The following is a 4,872-nucleotide window of genomic DNA, read 5'->3' as shown; positions in this document are numbered from 1 at the left end:
GGCCAGCTGGCCGGCCTCGGCCAGCGGCGCCAGCGTCTTGGCCTCGCGCCACAGCGCGGCCAGTTCCGCCGCCAACTCATCATAGGAATGGTCCAGCCAGCGGTTCTGCTCGCCGTCGCGGCGGTTGGCGGCCAGGATATCGTCCAGGCAGCCCTGCACAATGCCCAAGCCCACCGCCGCCTGCGCCAGAACGAAACCGGGGCGCACCCGCCGGATGAAGCCGGCGAAGGCGGCCGGTTCGGCCAATACCCGCTCCGGCGTGATCAGGACCTGATCCAGCTTCACACACAATGTGCGGGTGCCGCCCATGCCTGCGATGGGCGGGCCGGCGTTCAGTTGTACGCCCGGCGTGTCGCAGTCGACGAGGAAGGCTAGCTTGTCCCCGTCGGCGCAGGCCGCGGCGGCGGCGAACAGGTGGCCGGGACCGAGATTGGACACCCAAGGCAGCTCTCCGCTGATCCGGTAGCCCTGTGGGCAGGGCTCGGCGCGCAAGCGCATCGCTTCCAGTCCGGCCAGATGCTTGATGGCGTTGGACAAGCCGGGGCCGCCCAGGAGGCGGCCGGCGGCCAGCTCGGCCAGGATGGTTTGCAACTCGGCGCGCGGCGCGGCGTGAAGCAGCAGGTAGACGCAGGCGCTTTGGCACCAGGCCAGGAAGGCGGTGCTGCCGCATGCCGCGCCCACTTCGGCGATGGCCGCCATCAGCGTGGCCAGGCCCAGGCCGCTGCCGCCGCGCTCGGCGGGAAGCAGGGCGGCGTAAGCGCCGTCGTCGCCCAGGCCGCGCAGCATGGCTTGCGGGTATAAGGCTTGTTGATCGATGGCGGTGGCTTGCGGCGCCAATTGCTGGCGCACGCGTTGATCGATGCGGCGCAACAGGGCTAGGGCTTCGGCTTGGTGCATGGCGCTGGGCGAGGGTTGGTTGATTTCAGCGGCATTCTGGGCGCGATGGACGGCGCTGTCCATGCGTGCAGCATGCCATCTGTTCATATCGGAGCGCCGGACAGCGGAACTTGGCCGTGCCATCCTGGCTCTATCCTGTTTTCATTGACACCGTTCCCGCCGCGCCTAGGCGCGGGCAGTCCATACCGCGGAACGGGGAAAGGTTCCGATGAGCGCATCTCCTACTTTATCCCTTGGCCTGCTGTTGGCCGCGCTGGGCCTGGCAGGCCCCAGCCTGGCGCTGGACCTGGATCTCAAGCCGGCGCAGTCCGAAGCGCCCGGCCCCGCGGCCAAGCCGCCGCCGGGCTGGAGCCTGGGCTATGACAGCAAGCGCTTCAACTACCCGCCGTCCGAGCGCACCCGCCAGTTGGCGGACCAGGCGCTGCGCAGCAAGCAGGAGCCCAAGACACCGGTGGACTGCCAAAGCCATCCCGGCTATGCCTATTGCCAGCCCAAGGGCGCCGAACGCGCCTACGCCTCCGCGCCACCCCAGCCCATGGGCAGCGCCAAGCATTGCGATCAGGACCCGTATGCGCCGCAATGCGCGGACAGCGCCTTGCAGCTGCATACCCGCAACAGCAATTGCGCGCCGGACGACAGCAACTGCCAGGGACTGGGCCTCAGCCTGAAGTGGGGCGACTGAGCCGGCGTCCGGGGCTGGACGGGACGCGGCAAGCCGGTAAACTGCCGGGCATCGATTCCACAAAGCGGCCGGCATGCGCATTCTTCACACCTCGGACTGGCACCTGGGCCAGCATTTCATAGGCAAGACCCGGCAGGCGGAACATCAGGCCTTCATTCACTGGCTGTTGGAACAGGCAGAATGCCAGCAGGCCGACGCGGTGCTGGTGGCCGGCGACATTTTCGACACTGGCGCGCCGCCCAGCTACGCGCGCGAGCTCTACAACGGCCTGATCGCCGCCGCCCACCGCGCCGGCGTGCAGCTGGTGTTGCTGGGCGGCAATCACGACTCCGTGGCCACGCTGGCGGAAAGCCGCGCCTTGCTGTCCTATCTGTCCGCCAGCGTGGTGCCTGCGCTGAGCGCCGACCCGGCCGAGCAAGTGCTGATTCTCCGGCGCCGCGACGGCGAGCCGGGCGCCTTACTGTGCGCGTTGCCCTATATCCGCCCGCGCGACGTGCTGCGCAGCCAGGCCGGCCAAAGCGCCGAACACAAGCAGCAGTCGCTGCAGGACGCGATCCGCGAACGCTACCAACAGGTGTATCAGCAAGCGCAGCGCCGCCGCGATGAGCTGGGCTTGGCGCTACCCATCATCGCCAGCGGCCATCTGACCACGGTGGGCGCCAGCGCCAGCGAGTCCGTGCGCGAAATCTACGTCGGCGCGCTGGAAGCCTTTCCCAGCAACGCCTTCCCGCCGGCCGACTATATCGCCCTTGGCCACATCCACCGGCCGCAGCAGGTGGGCGGCCATGAGCACATCCGTTACAGCGGCTCGCCCATCCCGCTCAGCTTCGACGAAGCCGGACAGCGCAAGGAAGTGCTGCTGGTGGAACTGGACGAGAATGGCCTTCGCCAGGTCCAGCCGCTGCCGGTGCCTTGTTTCCAGCCCTTGTGCTCGGTGCGCGGCAGCCTGGCGCAACTGCCGGCGCTGCTGGCGCGGGCGGCCGAGGCCGGCAGCGCCGAGCGCCCGGTATGGCTGGAAGTGGTGGTCGGCGTCGACGATTATTTGAGCGATCTCGCCGCGCGCGTGCAGACCTTGTGCGACGGCCTGCCGCTGGAGCTGCTGCGCGTGCGGCGCGAGCGTGGCCAGGCCGCCGCCGGCATGGCCGCGGTTGCAGGCGAAACCCTGGCCGAACTGACGCCGCTGGACGTGTTCGAGCGCCGGCTGGCGCTGGAAACGCTGGACGCGCCGCTGCAGGAGCAATTGCGGCTGCGCTATCGCGAAACCCTGGCCGCGCTGCAGGAGGAGCGGACATGAAGATACTGACGCTGCGCCTGAAAAACCTTAATTCGCTGCAAGGCGAGTGGAAGCTGGACTTCAGCGCCGAACCCTTAGCCGGCAGCGGCCTGTTCGCCATCACCGGCCCCACCGGCGCCGGCAAATCCACCTTGCTGGACGCGATCTGCCTGGCGCTCTATCACAAAACCCCGCGGCTGGACGCCATCACCCAGGGCAGCAATGAAATCATGAGCCGCCACGCGGCCGACTGCCTGGCGGAAGTGGAGTTCGAGGTCAAGGGCCGGCGCTACCGGGCGTTCTGGAGCCAGCGCCGCGCCCGCGACAAGGCCGACGGCGCGCTGCAAGCGCCCAAGGTGGAACTGGCCGACGCCGATGGCGAAATCCTCAGCAGCCAGGTGGCGGACAAGCTCAAACGCATCGAAGACATCACCGGCCTGGATTACGCGCGTTTCACCAAATCCATGCTGCTGGCGCAAGGCGGTTTCGCCGCCTTTCTCAACGCCGATGCCAACGCGCGCGCCGAACTGCTGGAAGAACTGACCGGCAGCGAAATCTACGGCCTGATCTCGCAGCGGGTGTTCGAGCGCGCGCGCGACGCGCGCTTGGAGCTGGAGCAATGGCAGGCGCGCGCAGACGGGGTGGAGTTGCTGGACGCCGCGCAACGCGAGGAGATGACGGCGCGGCTGACGGAGCGGGGCGCGGCCGCGACGCGGGCGCAGCAGGCCTGGGAACAGGCGCGGCAACGCTGGCAGCTTGGCGAGGAAGCGGAACAGGCGCGGCGGCACAGCGCCAGCGCCGAGGAGGCCTGGCGGCAGGCCTGCGAGCGCGAAGCGCAGGCGGAGCCGGAGCTGGAACGCTTGCGCCGCGACGAACCGGCGCAGCGGCTGCAACCGCCGTGGCGTGAAGCCGGCCTGGCGCGCGAGGAACAACAGCGGCTGGCGCAAGCAATACTGGCGCAGCAACAACGGCGGCAGGAACTGGAGCGGGAATGGCAGGCTGGTCACTGGCTGGCGCTGAGCCATGCGCGCCGGCTGGAGCAGACACAGCGCCAGCGCTTGGACGCGCAACAGGCCGAACTGGACGCGCAGGAGGCTGCCGCCGAACGGCTGCGCCACCATGCGCGGCTGGGCGAACTGCTGGAGCGCTGGGGCGCTGGCTTCGAGCAAGCGCGCGGTCTGGAGCAGCAACGCGAGGGCTGCGCCGCGCAGCTGGCGGCGGCGGACGAACAGATCCGGCGCGACGCGCAAGCGCTGGCCGAGCATACCGCGGACAGCGAGCGCGCGGAGCGGCTGCAGGCTGAAGCCGACGCCGCCTTGCAGCAGGCGCAAGCGGCGGCGCAAGCGGCGCTGGATGGCCGCAGCCTGGCCGATTGGCGCGAACAATGGCGGCAGGCGGTGCAACAGCGCGAAACCCTGCACCGGCTGACGACGCTGGCGGCGGATCTGCAAGCGCTGGAACAAGAACAGACGGCGCGCCAGACGCAAGGCGCGGCGCTGGAGACGGAGCGCGGGCAGGCGGACGCTGCGCTGCGGGGCTTGCGCGCCGATTACCGGCTGGCGCAGGAACACGTGGCGGACAAGCGCCGGCTGTTGGAGCAGGAACAGCGCATCCGCAGCCTGGAACAGCACCGCGCCGCGCTGCGGCCGGGCGAGGCCTGCCCATTGTGCGGTGCGCTCGAGCACCCGGCGCTGGCGGCCTATCAGGCGCTGGATGTCGACGCCAGCGCGGCGGCGTTGCGGTTCAAGGAAGCCGCGCTGGAAACGCTGCGCGAGCAGGGACAGCAGGCGGCGGCGAAACTGGCGGGCCTGGAAGCGCGGCTGCGTCAGCTGGATGAACAGCGGCAACTACAGCAGGCGCGTGGCGCCGAGCTGAGCGGACAATGGCAGGACCTGGCCGCGTCGTGGGGCTTGGCCGCCGGGGACTGGAAGGGAGGGCAGCTGGAGCGCGCATGCCAGGACGCGGCGCGGCAGCAGCAAGGGCTGGAAGGCGGCTTGCGCGCCGCCGAACTGGCCGAAGC

General features: G+C 69.7%; 4 protein-coding genes. 3 read left to right on the top strand and 1 reads right to left on the bottom strand.

The window, feature by feature from the left end:
- A partial coding sequence (locus LQT98_RS19980) for an acyl-CoA dehydrogenase family protein (protein ID WP_231464597.1) occupies positions 1 to 984 on the bottom strand: 984 nt, incomplete at its 3' end.
- Between the two features lie 121 nt (positions 985 to 1,105).
- On the opposite strand from LQT98_RS19980, the gene LQT98_RS19975 reads away from it, so the two are divergent.
- The 3 genes from LQT98_RS19975 to LQT98_RS19965 all read left to right on the top strand — a co-directional run.
- The gene (locus LQT98_RS19975; RefSeq protein WP_231464595.1) at positions 1,106 to 1,579 is read left to right on the top strand and encodes a hypothetical protein; all 474 of its coding nucleotides are present in this window, start codon (positions 1,106 to 1,108) and stop codon (positions 1,577 to 1,579) included.
- A 73-nt stretch (positions 1,580 to 1,652) separates the two neighbouring features.
- Positions 1,653 to 2,873: an exonuclease subunit SbcD gene (gene sbcD, locus LQT98_RS19970; RefSeq protein WP_231464592.1), complete on the top strand. Its 1,221-nt coding sequence runs from the start codon at positions 1,653 to 1,655 to the stop codon at positions 2,871 to 2,873.
- Positions 2,870 to 4,872 (top strand): AAA family ATPase (locus LQT98_RS19965; protein WP_231464590.1); only part of this gene is annotated, 2,003 nt, incomplete at its 3' end. The genes sbcD and LQT98_RS19965, both read left to right, overlap by 4 nt.

It is taken from the genome of Chromobacterium aquaticum (assembly GCF_021129195.1).
GTDB lineage: Bacteria > Pseudomonadota > Gammaproteobacteria > Burkholderiales > Chromobacteriaceae > Chromobacterium > Chromobacterium aquaticum.
The sequence above is the reverse complement of the archived record's forward strand: the minus strand, read 5'-3'. Positions and strand labels throughout refer to the sequence as shown.